At 65.8% G+C, this 19,944-nt stretch carries 22 protein-coding genes, 1 tRNA gene and 1 pseudogene; 14 read left to right on the top strand and 10 right to left on the bottom strand.

Going from position 1 to position 19,944, the window contains the following annotated elements:
• Together IT540_RS05620 and IT540_RS05615 are read left to right on the top strand one after the other, a co-directional pair.
• Positions 1 to 617: pseudogene (locus IT540_RS05620) on the top strand (phenylacetate--CoA ligase family protein); the annotation flags it as partial.
• A gap of 145 nt (positions 618 to 762) precedes the next feature.
• The gene (locus IT540_RS05615; RefSeq protein WP_291174340.1) at positions 763 to 1,056 is read left to right on the top strand and encodes a hypothetical protein; all 294 of its coding nucleotides are present in this window, start codon (positions 763 to 765) and stop codon (positions 1,054 to 1,056) included.
• 89 nt (positions 1,057 to 1,145) lie between these two features.
• On the opposite strand, the gene IT540_RS05610 is transcribed toward IT540_RS05615, so the two are convergent.
• Positions 1,146 to 1,661 (bottom strand): DUF3617 family protein, encoded by a 516-nt coding sequence (locus IT540_RS05610; RefSeq protein ID WP_291174337.1) that lies wholly within the window; start codon positions 1,659 to 1,661, stop codon positions 1,146 to 1,148.
• A 330-nt stretch (positions 1,662 to 1,991) separates the two neighbouring features.
• On the opposite strand from IT540_RS05610, the gene IT540_RS05605 reads away from it, so the two are divergent.
• Both IT540_RS05605 and IT540_RS05600 read left to right on the top strand, forming a co-directional pair.
• The gene (locus IT540_RS05605) at positions 1,992 to 2,465 is read left to right on the top strand and encodes a hypothetical protein (RefSeq protein ID WP_291174335.1); all 474 of its coding nucleotides are present in this window, start codon (positions 1,992 to 1,994) and stop codon (positions 2,463 to 2,465) included.
• Between the two features lie 63 nt (positions 2,466 to 2,528).
• Positions 2,529 to 2,894: a hypothetical protein gene (locus tag IT540_RS05600; RefSeq protein WP_291174333.1), complete on the top strand. Its 366-nt coding sequence runs from the start codon at positions 2,529 to 2,531 to the stop codon at positions 2,892 to 2,894.
• A gap of 12 nt (positions 2,895 to 2,906) precedes the next feature.
• Here the strand turns inward: IT540_RS05600 and IT540_RS05595 are convergent, their stop codons facing one another.
• Positions 2,907 to 3,566 (bottom strand): MBL fold metallo-hydrolase, encoded by a 660-nt coding sequence (locus tag IT540_RS05595; protein ID WP_291174331.1) that lies wholly within the window; start codon positions 3,564 to 3,566, stop codon positions 2,907 to 2,909.
• 164 nt (positions 3,567 to 3,730) lie between these two features.
• Here IT540_RS05595 and IT540_RS05590 point away from each other — a divergent pair, with 164 nt between their 5' ends.
• The 3 genes from IT540_RS05590 to IT540_RS05580 all read left to right on the top strand — a co-directional run bounded on the left by IT540_RS05590 (position 3,731) and on the right by IT540_RS05580 (position 5,624).
• A complete protein-coding gene (locus IT540_RS05590; protein WP_291174329.1) occupies positions 3,731 to 4,105 on the top strand; it encodes a hypothetical protein in 375 nt (124 codons plus the stop codon).
• A 105-nt stretch (positions 4,106 to 4,210) separates the two neighbouring features.
• On the top strand, positions 4,211 to 4,762 hold the full coding sequence (locus tag IT540_RS05585; protein ID WP_291174326.1) for an RNA polymerase sigma factor: 552 nt from the start codon (positions 4,211 to 4,213) through the stop codon (positions 4,760 to 4,762).
• A gap of 1 nt (position 4,763) precedes the next feature.
• A complete protein-coding gene (locus IT540_RS05580) occupies positions 4,764 to 5,624 on the top strand; it encodes a hypothetical protein (protein ID WP_291174324.1) in 861 nt (286 codons plus the stop codon).
• Between the two features lie 135 nt (positions 5,625 to 5,759).
• On the opposite strand, the gene IT540_RS05575 is transcribed toward IT540_RS05580, so the two are convergent.
• Positions 5,760 to 7,532: a S8 family serine peptidase gene (locus IT540_RS05575; protein ID WP_291174323.1), complete on the bottom strand. Its 1,773-nt coding sequence runs from the start codon at positions 7,530 to 7,532 to the stop codon at positions 5,760 to 5,762.
• A gap of 238 nt (positions 7,533 to 7,770) precedes the next feature.
• A complete protein-coding gene (gene ctrA, locus IT540_RS05570; RefSeq protein ID WP_291174321.1) occupies positions 7,771 to 8,469 on the bottom strand; it encodes a response regulator transcription factor CtrA in 699 nt (232 codons plus the stop codon).
• 608 nt (positions 8,470 to 9,077) lie between these two features.
• Between ctrA and IT540_RS05565 the strand changes: the two genes are divergently transcribed.
• Both IT540_RS05565 and IT540_RS05560 read left to right on the top strand, forming a co-directional pair.
• Entirely contained in the window at positions 9,078 to 9,455 is a 378-nt protein-coding gene (locus IT540_RS05565; RefSeq protein WP_291174319.1) for a flagellar export protein FliJ, read from the top strand.
• Between the two features lie 252 nt (positions 9,456 to 9,707).
• A complete protein-coding gene (locus IT540_RS05560; protein ID WP_291174317.1) occupies positions 9,708 to 10,295 on the top strand; it encodes a hypothetical protein in 588 nt (195 codons plus the stop codon).
• Between the two features lie 107 nt (positions 10,296 to 10,402).
• Here IT540_RS05560 and IT540_RS05555 read toward each other — a convergent pair whose 3' ends face one another.
• Entirely contained in the window at positions 10,403 to 10,681 is a 279-nt protein-coding gene (locus IT540_RS05555) for a DUF1153 domain-containing protein (protein ID WP_291174315.1), read from the bottom strand.
• Positions 10,682 to 10,961: 280 nt separating this feature from the next.
• Between IT540_RS05555 and mnmA the strand changes: the two genes are divergently transcribed.
• The 3 genes from mnmA (at position 10,962) to IT540_RS05540 (ending at position 13,169) form a co-directional block, all read left to right on the top strand.
• A complete protein-coding gene (mnmA, locus tag IT540_RS05550; RefSeq protein ID WP_291174313.1) occupies positions 10,962 to 12,137 on the top strand; it encodes a tRNA 2-thiouridine(34) synthase MnmA in 1,176 nt (391 codons plus the stop codon).
• Between the two features lie 81 nt (positions 12,138 to 12,218).
• Positions 12,219 to 12,956: a class I SAM-dependent methyltransferase gene (locus IT540_RS05545; RefSeq protein WP_291174312.1), complete on the top strand. Its 738-nt coding sequence runs from the start codon at positions 12,219 to 12,221 to the stop codon at positions 12,954 to 12,956.
• Positions 12,957 to 13,092: 136 nt separating this feature from the next.
• A tRNA-Met gene (locus tag IT540_RS05540) sits at positions 13,093 to 13,169 on the top strand.
• A gap of 36 nt (positions 13,170 to 13,205) precedes the next feature.
• On the opposite strand, the gene IT540_RS05535 is transcribed toward IT540_RS05540, so the two are convergent.
• The 3 genes from IT540_RS05535 to IT540_RS05525 form a co-directional block, all read right to left on the bottom strand.
• Positions 13,206 to 13,688: a hypothetical protein gene (locus IT540_RS05535; RefSeq protein WP_291174310.1), complete on the bottom strand. Its 483-nt coding sequence runs from the start codon at positions 13,686 to 13,688 to the stop codon at positions 13,206 to 13,208.
• Positions 13,689 to 14,046: 358 nt separating this feature from the next.
• Positions 14,047 to 14,313: a hypothetical protein gene (locus IT540_RS05530; protein ID WP_291174309.1), complete on the bottom strand. Its 267-nt coding sequence runs from the start codon at positions 14,311 to 14,313 to the stop codon at positions 14,047 to 14,049.
• Positions 14,314 to 14,399: 86 nt separating this feature from the next.
• Positions 14,400 to 14,660 carry a hypothetical protein gene (locus IT540_RS05525; protein ID WP_291174307.1) on the bottom strand — a complete coding sequence of 87 codons (261 nt, stop codon included), beginning with the start codon at positions 14,658 to 14,660 and terminating at the stop codon, positions 14,400 to 14,402.
• Positions 14,661 to 14,892: 232 nt separating this feature from the next.
• Here IT540_RS05525 and IT540_RS05520 point away from each other — a divergent pair, with 232 nt between their 5' ends.
• Together IT540_RS05520 and IT540_RS05515 are read left to right on the top strand one after the other, a co-directional pair.
• Entirely contained in the window at positions 14,893 to 16,488 is a 1,596-nt protein-coding gene (locus tag IT540_RS05520) for a L,D-transpeptidase family protein (RefSeq protein ID WP_291174305.1), read from the top strand.
• A 23-nt stretch (positions 16,489 to 16,511) separates the two neighbouring features.
• Complete coding sequence (locus IT540_RS05515) at positions 16,512 to 17,552, top strand: murein L,D-transpeptidase family protein (protein WP_291174303.1); 1,041 nt, start codon at positions 16,512 to 16,514, stop codon at positions 17,550 to 17,552.
• A 357-nt stretch (positions 17,553 to 17,909) separates the two neighbouring features.
• On the opposite strand, the gene IT540_RS05510 is transcribed toward IT540_RS05515, so the two are convergent.
• On the bottom strand, positions 17,910 to 18,731 hold the full coding sequence (locus tag IT540_RS05510) for an ATP-dependent Clp protease proteolytic subunit (protein ID WP_291174301.1): 822 nt from the start codon (positions 18,729 to 18,731) through the stop codon (positions 17,910 to 17,912).
• Between the two features lie 67 nt (positions 18,732 to 18,798).
• Positions 18,799 to 19,602 (bottom strand): hypothetical protein, encoded by an 804-nt coding sequence (locus IT540_RS05505; protein ID WP_291174299.1) that lies wholly within the window; start codon positions 19,600 to 19,602, stop codon positions 18,799 to 18,801.
• Positions 19,603 to 19,944 lie beyond the last annotated feature (342 nt).

Raw genomic sequence — 19,944 nt, 5'->3', positions numbered from 1 at the left:
CGCACGTGAATGCCGATCTCGCCATCCTGGAGGTCGTCGACGCCGACAACCGGCCCGTGCCGCCCGGCACCGAAGGCAGCAAGGTGCTGGTCACCAACCTCTACAATCACGTGCAGCCCATCATCCGCTACGAGGTCGACGACCGTGTCACCATGAGCACCGAGCCGTGCTCGTGCGGAAGCCCGCTGCCGCGCATCGCGAGGATCAGCGGACGCACCAAGGACCAGCTCTGGATCGAGGACAACGGCGAGCGGCGCGAGGTGCCCTACTACGTGTTTCTGACCCCGCTCCACCACGTGCTCGACCTCGCCGAGCACCAGATCGTGCAGACGGGACCGCGGCATTTCGTGGTGCGCGCCGTCCCGCTGAAGGGCCGAACCCTTTCCGTCGAGCGCATCCGCGCGTTCGTGATGGAGCACGTGCGGGCGGAGGGACTCGAATCCGAGATCGATATCGATTTCGAGATCGTGTCGGAGCTTCCGCGTGGCCCCTCGGGCAAGATCTCGCGCGTCAGGAACGAGTACGCGCTGACGGTCGACGGACGCGGGCCGCAACGGCCGCTCGAAAGCACCGGCTCGGAAGACGGCAACGAGACCTCGCGCGCCTACCCGCCGTAGCCCGGTCGCGGCGTGCCACGTCGACCCTCTTCATCTCGAGAACGGCCGCCACGCGGATGCTGCGTCCCCTGAACTCTTTGGCCCGGGTGGCGTTTTGGCTTAGGATGGCCATCGCCGTCCGGGGGCAAACGATGAGGAAAGACAGATGCGATTCAAAGCTCTTGCCCTTGCTGCCGCGATCGCTGCAGGCGCGTCATTCGCTCCCGAGCTGGCCGCCGCGGCCAGCCTGCCGGGCGCGCAAAGCCCGCAATCCGTGATCGCGCCGGGCGGAATGCTCGAACAGGTCCGCCGCCCGTATCGCCCATTCCGGCCCCGCCACCTCTATCGGCCGCGTCCGTATTTCTACACCCGCTGCCAGCGCGTGCGCCGGGTCTGCGGAGAGTACTGGGATTGGGGCAGCCGGGCCTACTATCGCTGCCTCCGCGCCCGCGGCTGCTGAAGCCGGCCGGCCAGCATCGCATGACACAAGGCCGCGACATACACCGCGGCCTTTCATTTGACGCCACCGCCTCGGATTGCGATCGATGCCTACTGCACCATGACCTTTGTGCCGTCCGGCCCCTTGGCCTCCCCGCCGATGAGATCGCCGCAGCTCTCGCCGAGGTACTTGCCCGTCTGCGTGATGGTGCGCTTGACGGCGACGGTCTGCCCGTTGTGCTCGCCCGAGGTCGTGCTCTCGATCTTGACCTGCAGCGCCGACTTGAAGTCGCCCGTCATCTCCGTGCGGCTCTTCACATGCCGACTCGCGTACTGGCAAGACATGTCGACGACGGTCTTGTCACCCTCGCGCTTGATCTCGTACTTGGTGCACTTCTCGGTATGCTCCACGCCGCTGGCGGCGACGGCGTTGCGCTCCATCTCCGCGTCCACACACATCGTGAGCGTCTGGTCCTTGGGCCCCAGCCCCTCGTCCATGACCGTGTGCAACTCCCACAGGCCGGCCTTGCGCTCGGGAAGACGCGCTTCGTCGGCGAGCGCGGCACCACCGAGCACACCAAGGCTCGCCATGCCGGCAACCATCACGCGAACCCCTACGAACCGCATCCTCGCTCTCCCATTAAAACGTTATATCGTTGCCGCGACCATAGCCACCGATTCGCGCGATGCAAGAAAAGTTTGGAACATCTGTCACCGCGGGCATGAACATTCGGCAATGCCACGGCGAGCCGGCGGACGCCCGCCGGCCGGCATACGCGCTGCCGATCGAACGGACCCCGGCTGCGGCAGGTCAGGATTCAGGCGCCCTGACTTAGGTGGGTACCGCACGACGCCGGCCCCAGTGTTGCCCTGGAACCCTCGCCAAATTTAGCGGCAATGCTAATGTTGCTTTGAGATCACGATGAGAGACTGGCGGCACATGCTCTGGAGGCCAACGTGACGCGCACTTGTCTTGCCGCCCTGTTCTGCGCGGCGGTTACCCTTGCCGTGCCCGCCTGGGCGCTCGATGGGACATTCTCCGCCCTCGACGGCGCGTGGGCGGGCTCCGGCAGCGTCCGCCTCGAGAACGGCAAGACCGAGCGCCTAAAGTGCCGGGGCTACTACAATGCCAAGCAGGGCAACAGCCTCGGCATGGCCATCAATTGCGGCAACGCCTCGTTCAAGATCAACATGCGCGCCAGCCTGCGCAGCGCCGGCGGTACCATTACTGGCACCTGGGAGGAGCGCGAGTTCAACCAGACCGGCAACGTGAGCGGCAAACAGACCGCGAACGGCTTCAGTCTGAGGTTTTCGGGCGCGCTGTCCGGGTCCATGAGCGTATCCATGACTGGAGCACGCCAGACGGTCTCCATCTCCACCGGAGGCCCAGGTTTCACCGGCGTAAACCTTCAGTTCGCGAAGAGCGGCTGATCTCGGGCGCGCACGAGCGCGCCGGGCCGCAGGACCATTAAAAGACAAAGGAGAGAGCCTTTGATGTCGCGCCGCACCCTGCTTTCCGCCGTTGCGCTCGCCGTTGCCGTGACCGGTTCCGCCTCTTTCCTGGTGAGCCCGTCCGCCGAGGCCGGAGGCTTCCTGCGCAGGCCGGTGGAAGGCGACTACGCAGTGGCCGTGAGCCGCTTCGGGAACGGCACCGTCAGGGGGCCGGTGCGCGAGACGCGTACGGGCTACGAGGTCCGCAAGCCGAACGGGATCTGGATCGCCTGCCGTCGCAGTTGCTCCGAGACCCTGCGCGTCGAAACGGTCGACTTCTACGAGACGCCTCCCGGCATGACCGGCTTCGGCACCGCGCTCAACGAATGCGGCATCTTCGGCTGCCTCGAGCTGACCTGGCCGCGCTGACGGCGCCGAGAACTATCGCGGCAGGAACGGATTGCCCTGCCGCTCGGCACCGATGGTGCTGACGGGGCCGTGCCCGCAGATGAAAGTGAAGTCGTCACCCAAGGGCAGGAGCTTGGTCGTGATGGCGTTGATCAGCGCCTCGTGGTCACCGTAAGGGAAATCCGTACGCCCGATCGAGCCGCGGAACAGTACGTCCCCCATCAGGATCAGGCGGTGCGGGCGGTTGACGAGCACCACCGACCCCGGCGAATGCCCTGGACAGTGCAGCACCTCGAACGTGTGGCCGCCGATGCTGACGGTATCGCCCTCCTCGAGCCACCGGTCCGGCGTCACCGGCTGCGCCGGAATGCCGTACGCCGCGCCCTGCTTGGCGAGGTTGTCGAGCAGGAAGCGGTCGGCGGCCTGCGGCCCCTCGATGGCGACGCCGAGCGCCTCCTTGAGCTCGGCCGCCCCGCCGGCGTGATCGATGTGGCCGTGCGTGAGCACGATTTTCTCGACCTTGATCCCGAGCTCGCCGATCGCCTTCTGCACGTCGTCGAGATCGCCCCCCGGATCGACGACCACGCCCGCCTTCGTGACTTCGTCCCACAGCAGCGTGCAGTTCTGCTGGAACGGCGTGACGGGCACGATGGCGGCCTTCAGGCTCTTGGTTTCCGTGGAGGATGTGGTCATGGGCCGGCGGATGCCTTTCGAGCTGCAACAGCCCCTCCTTAGAGGGTTTTATGCGCGGCGGCCAGTCCGAGCCCTGCCGGTTGGGGATCGCCCGGCGAGCCTGCTGACGCCCGCGCCGACGCCGTGTAGGGTCCCCGTCATGGCGTTCGGGGGAGCCTGGAAGCATGCAACTGAGAGAGATGCGTTTCGCCCGCATCGACGGCACCGAGGTGCTGGTCGAGGTGAAGTCCGAGAAGGAGGCCCGGACGGCCATCAAGGAGCTGCGGCACAAGAAAAAGGAGCTGGCGCTCCTCAAGCGCCGGATCATGCGGCAGGAGGTGCGGGCGCGCCGCACCATCGAGAGGGCCGAGGATGCCGCCGAGCGCGAGGCGCGACGTCGGGGGCTCTTTGCCACCTTAAGGCGAGTTTCCCGCGCATTTCGCAGCCGCGAGCCCCTACCCGATCTGGACGCGATTCGTCGCGATCTCGATAAAACCGATGATATCCTGCACAATATCGATAGCTGCATCGTACAGCTCGAAGGGCGGCTTCTAGGCTAATGCCTGTTGGGAAGCGCCCGGGGGCCACAGGCGCCCCAAAATCACCGCGCTCAGGAATAAAGGTCCGGGAGATTGCGTTGTGTTCAACAGTCGCGCGAGGGGGCCGTGATCGACGAAATCCAGTCGCGGATGATCCAGCTTCTGCCGCGCCTGCGGAGGTTCGCGCTTGCGTTGACGGGCGACAAGGATAAGGCCGACGACCTGGTTCAGGACACTTGCGAGCGGGCGCTCGCGCACATCGATCAATGGAAACCCGGCACGAACCTCGATAGTTGGATGTACCGTATCGCACAGAACATTTGGGTCGACCATTATCGAAGCCGCAGGAGCCAGGTCGAGCAACGCGGACTCGACGAATATGAGAACCTGAGCGGCATCGACGGCCGTCGCGTCACCGAGAGCCGCCTGACGCTGGCCTCCGTGAGCGAAGGCATCTCACGCCTTCCGGCTGAGCAGCAAGTGCTCGTGGCCATGGTCTGCGTCGAGGGCATGTCCTACAAGGAGGCCGCCGCCATCCTCGGCATCCCGATCGGCACCGTCATGAGCCGCCTGTCTCGCGCGCGCCAGTCCCTTTATACGGCGCTCATGAACGAGGAGCCGAGCCTGACACCCGCTGTTTCCATTCTCCCCGCATCATCATCGACACGGGAGCGCTGACATGGTCCCGGTCCCCGACGAGTTGCTGATGGCCTATGCCGACGGCGAGCTGACGCCCAAAGAGGCGGAAGCGCTTGAGACGCTGTTGAGCCAGGATCCGACCCTGCGCATACGCCTCGCGCCTTTCACCCAGACACGGGTTCGCATCGCGTCCGTGTTCGAGCACAAACTGCACGAGCCCGTTCCCGACCGCCTGATCGCGGCCATCGCCCGCGCCGCCGTGGCCGAGCAGGCGCGGCAGAAGCAGCGGGTCTCGCTGTGGGACCAGGCCCGTGGCGCGCTGCAGGCCGTCGCTCAGGCCGTGCTGCCCGACGGCCGCCTGACGCCGGCGCTCGCCGGCAGCGCCGCAGCCCTTCTCGTCGTCGGCGCTGTGGCCGGCTGGATAGCCGGCCGCGCGAGCGGCCCCGCCGCCCTAATCGACGTCGCGGGCTCCGGTCTCGTGGCATCCGGAGCACTGGCTGAGGTGCTCGAGACCAACCCCAGCGGGGTCGTCTCTGAAGCGGATGCGGACGGCGCCTCGGCGGTGCCCGTGCTGTCGTTCCGCTCGAAGAACAACGGCGTCTGCCGCGAGTATCGCATCACGAGAGCAGGCTCCGCACCCGACTCGGCCGGCCTTGCCTGCCGCACGGCGGACGGCGTGTGGCGCGTGGCTCTGCACGTGGAGGCGCCGAAGCAGACCCAAGCCGGCAGCGGCCCTTATCAGACGGCGACTGCCGCTAATGTTCCCGCCGTCGACGCGCTGATCGAGACCATCATCTCGGGCGACGCCTTCGGCAAGGACGACGAGACCACGCTGTTGGGAAGCGCCTGGCGCCTCGCGCCCGCACCCGAGCAGCGCACCTACACGCCGCCGGGCGGCTAGATACCTCTCGTCATGGCCGGGCTTGACCCGGCCATCCAAGCAAGGGCCTCACTCAACGGAAGCGTTGTGCTGACTGCCTTGCGTGGCCGCCTGTCGATGCGCAGCGCACCGCCACGCCTCCACCCTAGGCCTTGATCACGGCCCCGCGCTGGCCCGGACCAGCGTGGTCTTCGCCTTCCAGGACTCGCGCGATGGCGCGCTGCGCGCCACGAGGTTCCCGCGCGGACACCGCGGCGGTGCAATGGCGAGCCCCGCGCCATAGATGGGATCTCGGCCCGGCGGGCCGAGATCGTGCATGGCGAGCTGCGTCAGGAGCTGCTCCTCCGATCCGTCGTACACGGTCTTCATGCCCCGCGTCGCCATGATCGCGGTCACGAACGGCACGGCGAACGACGTCCCGGTGCGGTAGCCCTGCTGCGCATTGGGGAGCGCCGTCAGGATATCGACTCCCGGCGCGGCCACGTCGATGTAGCCGCCGCGATTGGCGTTGCGGTAGTTCTCGCCGTTGCGGTTGACGGCCGTGACGGCGATCACGTGAGGATAGGCAGCCGGATAGCTCGGGGCGGCCGTCGGCCCCATGTTGCCGGCGGCTGCGATGAACACGACGCCCTTCTTGCTCATGCGCGCGATGGCACTCGCGAAAGCCGGGTCCTGCGGACCCGAGAAGCTCATGTTGACGATGTCGACGTCGAGATCCTCGAGCCAGGACAGCGCCGCCAGCAGCCGCACGCTGTCCGTCGAGGCGTTGCCGGCCACGTCCGTCTGGAAGGCGGTGGCGAGCAGATAGGTCGCGTTAGGCACGAGGCCCGGCGTGCCGCTGTCCGGGTCGCCGGCCAGCAGCGAGAGGATCGCGGTCCCATGCCAATCGTGAGGTGACGGCTCCTGCCCGCCCAGGAACTCCTTGCTCACCGCCTTGAGCGTCTTGAACGACGGATGCGAGATGTCGAACGACGTGTCGATGACGCCGATCCGGACGTCCTTCGTGCACTTGCTGAGGGCGCGGTTCCACTTGATGATCTCGCGGCCGAAACAAGTCCCGCTCGGGCATGGGTGCGCCGAGGCCGGGCTCGCCTTGCCCTTGTCGGCCCCCGGCAGAACGCTCACGACGTTGCCCGCGTCGCCCGGCCCGCCCATGTAGATGTTGTACGTGTAGTTCGGCATGACGGAGAGCGCCGGCAGGATGCTGTAGAGCGCCTGCTCCGCCGCCTCGCGCGTCGTCCCCGGCGGTGCCCTGAGCCGCTGGAACGTGCCGGTGTCACCAAGCTTGGTGGAGCCCAGCACTGTGAAGCCGTGCGCCTTGGCGGTCTCCAGGTCCGCGGCGGAAAGCCCGATGACGACGATCTCCTCGCCGTTGCCGCTCTCGCCCGCCCTGTCCTTGCCGTCCAAACCCGGCCGGGCAAGCGCGGCTGTTTTCTTGTCCTGCTTGTGGACAGCAACGGTCCTGACAAACCGGTGCAGGCCGAATGTGAAGGCCGACTGCCCTTCTCGCTGCGCATTAGGGGCAGGCCCCGGCGGCAGCTTGGACACTACGCGCCCCATACCGAGATGCGAAGCCTGGCGCTGAAACCCGTCGAGCCATTTCACATGCCGCCGGCTGGCCCGCTCGGCCTCGCTTTCCGCATCGCCGTCATCGCGTTGCGGCACGTGCGTGCCATCCGCACCGTAGACGACGGTGCCCACCTTCCAGTCCTCGCCTCCGCTCGCGGTCTGCGCGGCGGTGTGGGACGAACCCCGGCGCGCGGCCGACTCCTCGGCCGAGGCACAGGTTGTCCATGCGAGTGCAGCGAGCGCAGAGCCGGCAGCCACAACCGCCGATGCACGCGACACGCGGACCTTGAGCGGACCCCGAAGGGGCGTCCGCCGCGAAGGCATGACCGGTGACGTTGCGAGAAAGGCAGCAGTCGTCATGAGTGGTCCGCGTCAGGAATTGTGACAACCATCGCTGCAAAAAAAGACACAGATGCGGCCGGAGTCAAAAAAATACAAAAAATTGCCGCAATGCCGCTCGGTGAGAGCGAGATTGAAAGCAGCACACAGCGCGCAGTTGCAATCGCAGTGAGCTCAAGCACGCGGCTCACACAAAAAACAGGGCGCCGGTCAGGCGCCCTGTCGAAAGTCCGGAAATGAGCCGACGCGCAAGAGCGCGTCAGGCGGCGGCGATGTTGTCCTCGCCCGGGTTGCGCAGCACGTAGCCGCGACCCCAGACGGTCTCGATGTAGTGCTGTCCGCCGGTCGCGACCTGTAGCTTCTTCCTGAGCTTGCAGATGAACACGTCGATGATCTTGAGCTCCGGCTCGTCCATGCCGCCATAGAGATGGTTGAGGAACATCTCCTTGGTGAGCGTGGTGCCCTTCCTGAGCGAGAGCAGCTCCAGCATCTGGTACTCTTTACCGGTGAGGTGGACGCGCTGCCCGTTGACCTCCACCGTCTTGGTATCGAGGTTGACCCTAAGGTCGCCCGTCTCGATGACCGACTGTGCGTGCCCTTTCGAGCGACGCACGATGGCGTGAATGCGTGCGACGAGCTCATCCTTGTGAAACGGCTTCGTCATGTAGTCGTCGGCGCCGAACCCGAGGCCGCGCACTTTGTCCTCGATCTGAGCCAGGCCCGAGAGGATGAGGATGGGTGTCTGCACCTTGGCGACGCGCAGCATCTTCAGGACTTCGTAGCCGCTCATGTCCGGAAGATTGAGATCGAGCAGGATGATGTCGTAGTCGTAGAGCTTGCCGAGGTCCACGCCCTCCTCGCCGAGGTCCGTGGTGTAGACGTTGAAACCCTCGGACTGAAGCATCAGCTCGATGCTCTGCGCAGTTGCGCTATCGTCCTCGATCAGAAGGACCCGCATGCTAATTCCCTCTTCCTTGCCCCATCACAAGGCGCGCCGCTCATGAGTTAACAGAACGCTACCACAGGCCGGACAACCGGACCCGAACTCTCATTACAAAAGTAACGATCACAGGTTAACAAATCCTAATTTCCGTTTCGGAATACGCCACCGGACGAGCGACACATTTTAACCCATTCGGGACAACGTTTCCCACTTCGCTCCACCCCCGCGTCGGAGCGCTGCCGCGTCTTCCCTCAAGGCCTTCCCTCTGAGCACCCCCTGGCTCCGGAGCTGCGCCGCCCCCGGCGGGCCGGCGCCATCGCAGATGCCTCGAGGACACGAATCAAGAGGTAACAGAATTCGCCCGCTAGCCCTAGAGGCTGAAAACAACTACAACGGTAGGGCAACGTAAAAACTTAACAAACATCGGCACGGCGTTGCTTTACCGCAACTTAATAGGAATGTGACAGGGTAAACTTATGGGATGCGGGCCCTGGAGTTGACGCTAGGCCGCCGTTTGACTGGGTCAGGTGTGCGGAACACGCGGTTCGCCCCCTCCAAGGCATCGGATGGCATGCTTTTTGAGTGACGGGGCGTCAGGTGTTCTTGAGTAGGGGTAACGTACGATGAAGGCACGCGAAACGGCGCTGAGGCTGAAGCGCTTCGAGTTGGATGAGAAGGCCCGCAAGGTCGGCGATCTCGAGCATATGATCCGCGAGTTCGAGACCATCGCATCCGATCTCGACCGCCAGATCCAGGCCGAGGAAGACCGCACCGGCGTCAAGGACGCCAGGCATTTCGCCTATTCGACTTTCGCAAAGTCGGCGGCCCTGCGCCGCGACAACCTTCGAGCTTCGATCGCCGAGCTGCGCCTGAAGCTCGAGGCCGCCCAGCAGGACTTCGACGAGGCTAAGCAGCAGCTTGAGCGCGTCGGCACCGAGCAGCCGCGCGAGATCACGCGCCGCCGCCGCCACGAGCGTCCCGCCGGCCTGGCGCTGCGCTGATCCACCCACGATCGCCCTGGGGGCATCTTCTCCCCAGGGCGTAGCCCGCGCCCGCGCGGGCGACTTGCGTTTGCCCCTTTCCCATGCCAATCGCTCCGACGGGGGAGCGGTCGTCCGCTCTCGGAGCAGAATCGCCTTGGGTTCTACCGACAAGGGACGCAGCGCTCCCGGTCGGCGTGAGCCAGGCCAGGGGAGCAGCACGCCTGCCCGCCCACGCCAGGCGCGTGACGCGGGCCGGCGCCGAACGCAACGATGGGCCGCAAACATCGCTTAGTCGTACTGGTCGCGCTGATCCTGGCGGGCGCAGGCGCGGGATGTTCGGGCACAGCCCCTCAGATCGGCCTGCCCTCCCCGGCCGAGACCAGCGCCGGCGTGCCCAGCGCCACCGCGGCACTGCAGGGCATTCTGACGCCCCAGGATCTGGTGAAAGGCACGCCGACCGAGGTCTACACGCGCATCGCGCGTGGCGTTCTGACGTGCTGGTTCGGCGCCGATGGCCCCCTGAAAGCCAAGTACATCTACCATGCCGACGCCGAGCCGGCCTCCAAGGGCGGACGCTCGGAAATCAAGATCATGACGCGCGACAGGGAGGCTGAGGACCCCCGCGCACTCCGCGCCTACCGCGTCGTCATCGCCCCCTCCGAGGATAGGAAGGCGAAGGTCGAGGTCGAGAACCTCCGGCTTCCCCAGCCGCTGGCGGAGCGCTTCAAGTTGGATGTCGAACGCTGGTCGAAGGACGAGCCCGGATGCGGCGAAGGGCCAGTCACGGCTGGTTGGGGCGCCGAACCCGCCATCGAGACCAGCGCTCCCGGCAAGAAGGAGAAAAGCAAAAAGCCGTAGGGCCGGTCGCACGGCACCACGGCTTCAGCAGACACACGGCGACGTGCGCGTTTGCCAGCGCTCGCTGCGCTGGCACTCGTCACGTCACGAATGGGTTCGCCGTCGGCTCAGCTCCGATAGTCCTGGATCCGCGTTGCCCTGAGTCCGGGAAGGCCATGCTTGTCGATCGAACGCTGCCAGGACAGGAACTCGTCCACGGTCAGCTTGTAGCGCTCGCAAGCCTCCTCGATGCTGATGAGGCCGCCGCGCACGGCAGCCACAACCTCCGCCTTGCGGCGGATGACCCAGCGTTTCGTATCCCGGGGCGGGAGATCGGCAACCGTCAACGGGCTCCCATCGGGGCCGATGACGTAGCGCACGCGCGCTCTCATTTGATGTTCGGTCATGATACTCGATACTGCTACTGACCAGCCGAAAAGCTATCCTATTTCTCTTAAATATGGCCTAAGCCATTGAGTAAACATAGCATAAAGGGGTGTATGAAATCACGCAATTCCCTTCTGTATGGTTGACGGGCGCGACGGGCCGGCACACCCTCGGCCCTGTCCTCTCGGCTTGCACAGGGGAGGATCTGCCCAGTATCATGCCGGCGACTAGTGAGGCGCCGCGGATAGCCGCGTAGCGCAGCGTCGGGCTGTGGCCGCCCATCCCAACGAGATAAGCGACGTGGCATCGCCATCCCTTGAGACCCCGATTGGAGACGGCAAGCGCAAGCGCGTTGTCGTGGCCATGTCCGGCGGCGTCGACTCTTCCGTGGTCGCCGGCTTGCTGGCCCGCTCCGGCCACGACGTGATCGGCATCACGCTTCAGTTGTACGACCACGGCGAGGTCACCGGCCGCAAGGGCGCCTGTTGCGCCGGCCAGGACGTGCAGGACGCCCGCCGGGTGGCCCAGAAGCTCGACATCCCCCACTACGTGCTCGACTACGAGAAGCGCTTCTCGGACGCGGTCATGAAGTCGTTCGCCGAGAGCTACGTCGCCGGCGAGACGCCGATCCCCTGCGTCACCTGCAATCAGACCATCAAGTTCCACGATCTCCTCGGCACGGCGCGTGAGCTTGGCGCGGATCTGCTGGCCACCGGCCACTATGTCCAGCGCGGCGAGGGTCGCGACGGCCCGGCGCTGTTCCGCGCCAGCGACAGCGAGCGCGACCAGAGCTACTTCCTGTTCGCCACCACGCGCGAGCAGCTTTCCCACCTGTGGTTCCCGCTCGGCGGCATGCTGAAGAGCGAGGTGCGCGACCTCGCCCACGAGCTCGGGCTTCTTGTCGCGGACAAGTCCGATAGCCAGGACATCTGCTTCGTGCAGAAGGGCCGCTACAGCGACGTCATCGAGCGCCTGAAGCCGGGCGCGCTGCAGGCCGGCGACATCGTCCACGTCGACGGCCGCCGCCTCGGCCGCCACGAGGGCATCATCAACTACACCATCGGCCAGCGGCGCGGCCTGAAGATCGCCTCGGCCGAGCCCCTCTACGTCCTCTCCCTCGATGCCAAGCGCAACGAGGTCGTGGTGGGACCACGTGCCTTCTTGCACACCCGGACACTCGTTCTTAGGAATGTGAACTGGCTCGGAGACGGCGCCCTCGAGGAAGCCGTCGCCGGAGGGGGGATAGAGGTCTACGCGCGCATCCGGTCGTCGCAGGCCCCGCAGCCGGCCACCGTTTCCACGGGGCTCGACGGTGCCGTGACGGTCGCCTTGCGCGACGGAGAGCACGGCGCAGCGGCGGGCCAGGCCTGTGTCTTCTACGCCGACGGAGGGACCGAAGCCCGCGTGCTGGGCGGCGGATGGATTGCACAGGCCGTGAAGGCCGATAGTATGAACTGTTTGGAATCGCCCGCCTGACGGCGGCAGGAGCAGAGCTTGGAAACATCGCCGGGCGGGGCCGCTTCAACGGGCAAAAAGACTCCTGTGGGAGAGAAACGCGTGCAGAATACGAAACCCGAGATGAAGCCTCGTCTGCTGAAGGAGGGGCTCGAGCGCGCGAACGGCCGCATCGTCGGCATCGGGCGCATCGAGAAAGACGTGGTCAAGACCGCCTACCGCCGGTGGGCGCCGATCTACGATCACACCTTCGGCCGGGTCTCCACCGAGGGACGCAAGCACGCCGCCGAGGTGATCAACTCGAGCCTCGACCGCGGCCGCGTGCTTGAGGTGGGCGTCGGCACCGGCCTCGCGCTCGCGGACTACGGCCGCCACCTCGAGGTCATCGGCATCGATCTCTCGCCCGAGATGCTCGACAAGGCGCGCGAGCGCGTGGCCGTCGAGCGGCTGGACCACGTGACCGGCCTGCACGAGATGGACGCCGCCGACCTGCAGTTCCCCGACAACTCCTTCGACATCGTCACCGCGATGTTCGTGATGACCGTCGTCCCGGAACCCGAGCGCGTCATGCGCGAGCTGGCCCGCGTCACCAAGCCCGGCGGCGAGGTCATTCTCGTCAACCACTTCAGTCAGACCGAGGGCGTGCGCGGCTGGGTCGAGCGGCGCATGGCCCCCTTCGCCGAGATCATCGGCTGGCGCCCGGTCTTCGACCAGTCGCGTGTCATGGTCTGCAACGAGCTGACGCTCGCCGAGCGCAAGGCGCTGCGCCCATGGGGCATCTTCACAATGATGCGCTTCCGGAAGAGCGAGCAGGGCCAGCAACCGATCGCGGCCGAGTAAGCCGGCGCCCCCGGCACACGATGCGGCGGCGCTTGACGCGGGACCCGCTGATTCCTATAGACCAGGATCGCTTCGGGCCCTTGCAGCCCGATGCGAATCGAATCGCCCTCCGCACTGAGTTACAGTGCGAGGCTTCGGCGGGATAGCTCAGGTGGTTAGAGCGACGGTCTCATAATCCGTAGGTCGGCGGTTCAAGTCCGCCTCCCGCTACCATTCAACGTAAGCTTCTGATTTCATACATAATTTCATTCACTCGCTACCATCGTCGCGCGACTCGATCAATTCAGCCCGACGCTTTGCTTCCCTGTCGACATCCCAGCCGTACACTGGTACGCGCCCAAACTTCGACTTGCAGAGCGGACATCCCTCCGGCCGCCCTGCCTCGTCTAAAGAGACCAACACCACGATGCTCCCTTTCTCCAAGCAAAGGGAACAGAGAGCGTGCCCATTCGGCTCCCCGTCGCTTCCCTTGCGATAATATCTCCCTCTAACTTCCACAAGGTCGAACTTCTGTTTGAAGTTGGCCTCCAGCTTAGCGATCTGGTTTGTTTGGTTTGCGATTTCTGTCTGAGCCTCTGCAAGCGCGATCTGCGCAGTTGCGAGAGCCCCGCTCAGCTCACCAATTTTCAGTTTGAGTGTTGCCTCATCAAGCTGTTGTTTGACTGAGTTGAGATCTTTGACGACCTGAAGACCGACGCCTACAGCCGAAAGAGCGGCAGCAAAGTCAACCATCACGTTTCTCCCCGTTAGGACGTGGGCGGTTAACATAGTGCGCGCCATACTTGCGCCGCCAATTCACTAATCCTCATCCCCAACTATCTCGCTTCACTTAGACGGCTCGAAATTAGAAACCGGACCAGAAATTCACGCACCAGCCGGGATTTTCCTTTTCTATCAATACGCCTTACTGACCAAGACGGACTCCCGCTACCAGATTTTTTCTTTCACAGTTCGGAACCCAGGCCCCTGCCGCGCGTTGATGCGCCGGCACGTCGCGTAATCCAGACGCTGACCGTCAGGGGCACCGGCCGCGCATTTTGGCCGGTGCCCCATTGGTTTTGTGAGTATCTCCCGCACCGCCATACACCACTCAACCCGCAACACGCGGGTCTTCGTTGTCGTGCGCATGCGACGCGGCCCGGAGAAGCTTGTCACTCACCTGATCGCGGTCGAGAATGACCTTCTGGTCGTGCACCGACCTCACGGCCGCGAGCGGCACCAGGAACTCGCCGAAGTTCTCGACGTAGACGCTGAGGGCATCCTCGCTGATGTCGTGCACCGCGCCGATCCCTTCCTGGCCTTCCGCGAGGAACACCATGAAGTCGCGTTGTATCAGTCCCTGAATCCCTGCCTGCATGTCGGTGCCTCCTCTGGCTTCGTGACATCTCGGATGGTCGGCCGGCGTGCGCGGGGGCGCTGGCTTCCGCGGGCGCACCCCTTAAGCTACTGAGCCGGCTGCGGCACGTCCGGCGGGGTCTGCTGCGTCTGCGGGCTCGGCTCGGGCTGAGCGCTCGGCGCCGTCTGCGTGCTGGTCGGCGGCGAGGCTGGTACGTTGGTCGCCTCCTGCTGCGTGCTCGTCGGCCCGAGCAGCGTCACGACGAGGGCCAGCAGGATGACCACGCCGACGATAAAGAGGCCGATTGCGCCCCAGCTTCCTCCTGGCCCGCCGCTCCGCGGCCCGTCAGGAGTGGGATTGTAGGTCATGGCGTCCTCCTCCGTTCTGCTTTTGTTACGTCCGGAGAAAACGCCACGGAGCGCGGGGGGTTCCCACGCGGGCCGACGGTTTGCCGTGCTTTGATCGCCCCATTTTCGCCGCTCGATAACCACGGGCCGGCAAAGTCGCGAGCCTGGCACACGCGAGGAACACCCGGCTCGGATTTTGAGTTAAGATGCGGATGGGGCCTGGGGAGGCAACACGAGCTCAGTGGGTCGGCACATGCGCCCGGGACTTATCTTCAAACACGCCTCGATCTCCACGCTTGCAGCGACGCTCTTCCTGGCCTCGGCCGCGCTGGCCCGCCCTGCCGAGGAGACGGCATCGCTCTCCGGCCCGGCCGTCATGGCCATCGTCTCGCTCGCCGATCAGCGCATCTCCGTCTACGACGCCGAGGGCACCGCGCTCCGCGCACGCGTCTCGAGCGGCCAGACCGATTACGAGACCCCGGTCGGCGTCTACAGCATCCTGCAGAAGAAGGAGGAGCACTACTCGAACCTCTACGACGATGCCGAGATGCCGTTCATGCAGCGCATCACATGGTCCGGCATCGCGCTGCACGCCGGCGCGCTGCCCGGCTATCCGGCCTCCCACGGCTGTGTGCGCATGCCGCGTCCCTTCTCCGAGCAGATCTTTCCGCTCTCCCGCATCGGCATGCGCGTGATCGTCGCCCGAGACGACGTCGCACCCGTCGAGATCAGCCACCCGTTGCTGTTCAAGCCGACGGCCGAGCCAACGCCCGCAACAACCCAGATCGCCTACGAGCCGCAAGAGGAAACCGCGTCCAATGCCCGCCCCTTCGACCTGGACCTCGCCAACTGGCCCGAGCGCCGGGCGCTGCGCGAGACCTTGAGGTCCGCGGCCGCTGCGAAAACCACCGAGGCCGAGGCCGCCACCGCCCGCGCCGACGAGCTGAAGAAGGCCGAGAAGGCGAAGGCATCCGCGCGCGCAAAGACGGCGAAGGCGCTGAAACGCGCGGAAAGCGTGAAGCGCCGTGCCGATGACCGGCTGACGCGCGCGGAGCGCTGGCTCGAGAAGGCGCAATCGGAGAAGGCGAGGAAATCCGCCGAGGAGAGCGCGGAGAAGGCCCGCGTCGACGCCGCCGAGGCGGAGCAGAAGCGCGCCGCGGCCGCCGAGCTGAACCAGGCCGCCGAGGCCGAGCTCGCCCGCGCCACGGAAGCCTTCGCCACCGCCGAGGCCGTCAAGACCGCCGCCGTCTCAGCGGCGCAGGCCGCACGGCGCAAGACGCTTCCGGTCTCCGTATTCGTCAGCCTGAAAGAGCAGCGCCTCTACATTCGCCAGGGCCACGAGGCCGTGTTCGACGTGCCGGTGGCCGTCGCCGAGCCCGAGAAGCCGATCGGCACGCACATCTACACGGCCGTCAACTTCGCGGGCGACGGCGACGACGTCAAATGGACGGCCGTCTCCATCGGCCCTCGCGCGCCGGGCGAGCCCACCAACCCCGTGCGCCGCAAGCGCCAGCGCGAAGCCGCGGAGGCGGCACCCCCGCCGACGGATCTCGGCGCCGCCACCGCAGCCCTCGACCGCATCAGCCTGCCGGCCGACATCACAGCGCGCGTCTCGGAGTACGTGTGGCCGGGGTCGTCCCTCATCGTGTCCGACGAGGCCATGAGCAAGGAGACGGGCGAGTCCACCGATTTCGTGGTTCTGATCAGCGGCGAGCCGCAGGGCGGCATCAAGAAACGGCCGCGTCAGCCGCCTAATTATTACCGCTACGATCCCTATTATGACGACTATTACTACTACGAGCGGCGCCGGAGACCGCAACGCTACACGCCGTTCTTCAGCTTCTGGTGAACGCCGCACGAGGAGGGCATCTGTTGTCGAGACCGGGGGGATCGCTCTTTTTCGGCCTGGGCCTGATAGCTACCGCCGTGCTGCTGGCAGCGAGCCCCGCAACAGCGCAGCCTACTCCCTCCGATGCCACAGCCACCGAGCGGCTCGAACGCTGGCGCGCTGCGCGCGGCGGCCGTCTGCAGACGCCGCTGCCCGGCACGCCGGACACCCAGAAGCCGCTGACACGCCTTGCCACCCTCGACGTCGGCCTCGGTGTGCCGGTGATGATCCGCATCTTCAAGGCCGAGTCCGAGCTCGAGCTGTGGGTTAAGAGCGGCAGGGTCTACGTCCCGTTCACCACCTACCCCATCTGCTACTGGTCCGGCACGCTCGGCCCCAAGCTGCGCGAGGGTGACAAGCAGGCGCCCGAGGGCTTCTACACCATCACGGAGCGGCAGCTTCACCATGGCGGTCGCTGGCCCCGCTCCCTCAACATCGGCTACCCGAACGTATTCGACCGCGTGAACGGCCGCACGGGCTCGGTCATTCTTGTCCATGGCGGCTGCGACTCGTCGGGCTGCTTCGCCATGACCAACGCCGTCAACGCCGAGCTGTACGACCTCGTCTCCGCCGCGCTCCGAACGGGCACGCACCACGTGCCGGTGCACGTGTTCCCCTTCCGCATGACGGAGGCCAACATCGCGGCGCACGCGACCGGCCCATGGAGGGAGTTCTGGGACGACCTGAGGCAGGGCTACGAATCCTTCGAGCGCACCCGCCTGCCGCCGAGCATCTCGGTCTGCGGCCGGCGCTATCGCGTCCGCGACGCCTCGCCGTTCGTGCGCGATGCCGAGGCCGTGGAGCTGTGCCCGCAGGATCGCGACATGCTCCCGCTGCAACGCGAGCGGCAGGAGCAGGCCAAGGCGACGTCGGGGCGCAAGCGCGTAACGGCCGCGGCCCCTTCGCGGCCGCCCTGCAGCATGTCGCGTGCAAGCTGTCGCAAGTGGCTGGCGCTCCGCGACCGTCAGGCCGCGAGCCGCACCGTCGCCGGCCATTCCGGCAAGAGCACCCGGCAGGTGCGCTAGGGCGCGTAAGCCAGATGATCAAACCCGCCGTTTCGCCCCTTCACGTCATGGCCGCCCTTGAGGCGGCCATGACGTAGGAGCAAAGGCTTCAAGCGGATTGCGCTTTGTCTGTGAGGCTTCCTTGCGCTGTCGCACGAGGATCCCGCCGACGTGGCGCTTGTGGAAACTTGCGTGGGTGCCGGCCTTCGCCGGCATGACGGTGGGTATGGCGAGCGGCTTGCCTCCTTTCGACGTCATCCCGGCGAAGGCCGGGACCCACGCAAAGATCCACATATGTGACGTCTGCTAAAGCGAACGCGCGTGCAGCACCTCTCGCGAGGCGAAACCGGTCCTGCTCTATTGAACTGTTAGGCAGCCTCACACGCGCGGGCGACGCGGCAGATCGATGGGAAGGAACTCGACGCCCGACTGCTGGATCGGCTGAGGGTAGAGCTTCATGAGGTCCATGATCTCGATCGGCATGCCGACCTTCACCGGCAGCCCGAGCGACTTCGCCTCGGTGGCGGTCAGCGCGTAGTCGTGCGTCCAGTGTCCGCCGGCGAGCTTGTCGGCGATGGCCTCGGCGGCCGCCTGGTCGAGGCGCGGCGTCAGGATCTCGACCGCGCCCCGCTTCACCTGCGCCAGCGCCTTCTCGCCGACGTCGGCCAGCACCAGCGTCAGGTCCATGACCTGCGCCACGGGCTTGGAATCGCGCGCCTTGACGATGCTCGCCGCCGGCAGCCCGAGGATCTGCGGGTCGATCGGCCCCAAGACCGAGAACTCGCCGAGCACGACCTCGTCGGCCGCGAGCGCAATCAACGTTCCGCCCGACATGGCGTAGACCGGCACGTACACCGTCACCTTCGCCGGGTGTGCCTCGACGGCGCGCGCGATCTGCATGGCCGCCAGCACGAGCCCACCCGGCGTGTGCAGGATGAGGTCGATCGGCACCGTATCCGGTGTCTCTTTGATGGCCGCGATGATGGTCTGCGCATCCTCGAGGTCGATGTGTCGCGCGACCGAGAAGCCGAACAGGCTGCGCCGCTCCTGGCGATGGATCATGGTGATGACGCGCGTCGCGTGCGCCTTCTCGATCGCCCGGATCGCCTGCTCGCGCCTGAGCGCGTACCAGCGCCCCATGAGCAGCGGCTGCAGCGCCATCACGGCGATGACGACCCAGATCAGCGACGAGAAGTCCATGGGCCCTCACGCTTCATCGACGGCACGCGCGCGAGGCACACGACGACGCCACCGACGCCAGGTCAGTCTAGGACGCGCGGCCTTGGGATTGAAGCCCCACGTGCTTGACGCCGGCCTGGTCGAGTGCCGCCAGCCGTCGCCGCAGCACGATGACGTAGAAGAACATGTAGAGATACTGGAACGTCTCGACCACCTCGCTCGGGCGGGTGAACAGCCGGTCGTCGAGCACCCCCTTGCCGAGGTCGTCGACGCCCTTGAAGACCAGCGCGATGATCGCGGCAGGCGCAATGGCGAGCGAAGGCGTGAACAGCGCGAGCAACGGCTGACGGAACGGCCCCGTCCAGAGCTGAATGAACGGGATCACGAGCCCGCCGACGAACATCGCCGCGTCGAACACGAGCTTCGGCCGCTGGTTGAACCACGCCGACGTGTTGTGGAGGTTCGTCTCCTGCTGCCGGTTGATCTCCGACCAGTAGGCCGGCGTGTTCCAGTTGAAGAAATGCTGGCCCCAACTGTGCTCCTCGCCCGCGATGTAGAGCGCAGCCAGCGCGAAGAGGAGGACCATGAGCCACAGCAGCCGGCTGGCCTTCACAACCTCGAAACGCAGCGCAAGGAAGCACAACAGCGAAGCCGCCGCGGCGAGGATGAACTGCGTGAGCTCGAGAAAGCCGAAGCCTTCGGGCAGCACATGCGCGAGATAGAACTCGTGAGCCAGGTAGTGGATCGCCACCACCGGAATCAGGATCGCGAGGGGTAGCGCGAGCGTCCACCACGCATCCGCCCGGCCCGGCGCCCACGCCGCGGCAGGGATGGCATCGAGCGGACGCGGCTGCGCCCACTCCGAAGACCCGATAGTAGAGGAAGCGACCATGGCTCGGCCCCCGTCACAAAAGTGAAGGCGCAGTGTCAGCGCTCAGTCACACATGACAAATTTGCGACGGAGGAATCAAGCTCATACCTAAGTCTAGCCCCGCTTTTCTTGCGGGGAGCACCGCCCTATGAAGGGGCCGCGAAAGCAGCGGCCGGGCGGGCTCGAATGCTAAGACCTTAAGGGACCGACCTTACGAATATGAATTTTTCTTAAGGTGAGCATTATCAGGGCTTTCCCCTCTTGAATCGCACGATCATCGAATTATTTTCGCGCACGCAAATCGCCGCGCGCACCGATGTCGGATCACTGTGATGGCCAACCACCGGGAAGGCCGCCATGCGG

The sequence above is a fragment of the Hyphomicrobium sp. genome, from assembly GCF_020852195.1.
GTDB lineage: Bacteria > Pseudomonadota > Alphaproteobacteria > Rhizobiales > Hyphomicrobiaceae > Hyphomicrobium_C.
Note: the sequence above shows the minus strand (reverse complement) of the source record. Positions and strands in the feature narration are given on the sequence as shown.